We start from the raw sequence: 527 nt of genomic DNA on the forward strand, positions 1-527 counted from the left end.
CGAACATGCGCGGGTCGAGTTCCCAAGGCTCCCGGTTGACGTCGAGATAGGCGCGCGGGAAGTTTGCCGCCAGCATCGGCGCGCCGAGCGCAACGGCGCCACCGAACAATTCGTCGACGTAGCAATCCTCGGACCGGCGGATGGCGTTTCGGTCCAGCCTTGCCATGGCCAGGAACCGGTCCGGATAGTGGCGGCCGCTATGCGGCGAGTTGAAGAGGAAGGGAACGCGCTGTTCGGCGCCCGACCGGATTTCGAAGGCTGGAACGACCGAAAAATCTTCGGCTGCCGTTTTCAATTTGAACGAACCCAAAAAAACCAATGCATCATGATTGGAAAGTGCCACCTCGCCGGCCGCATGTCCAGCACTTCGGCGGCTGAACCGCTTTGTTAAATGCGGATTGGGCTCTTCATCGTTCACTTGATGTTTACCGTCACCTCCTCATATACAGGATGGTTAACGGGCTGCCCCACGGCAGTCTCGGGTGGGTGATTCGGACGGGATAAGATGGCACGCATTCTACTGGCGG

1 protein-coding gene is annotated in these 527 nt (G+C 59.2%); it reads right to left on the reverse strand.

Going from position 1 to position 527, the window contains the following annotated elements:
- A partial coding sequence (locus EOA13_RS37470; RefSeq protein ID WP_245490618.1) for an N-formylglutamate amidohydrolase occupies positions 1-295 on the reverse strand: 295 nt, incomplete at its 3' end.
- Between the last annotated feature and the right edge of the window lie 232 nt (positions 296-527).

Source organism: Mesorhizobium sp. M7A.F.Ca.US.011.01.1.1, assembly GCF_003998295.1.
In the GTDB taxonomy this organism is placed as follows: domain Bacteria; phylum Pseudomonadota; class Alphaproteobacteria; order Rhizobiales; family Rhizobiaceae; genus Mesorhizobium.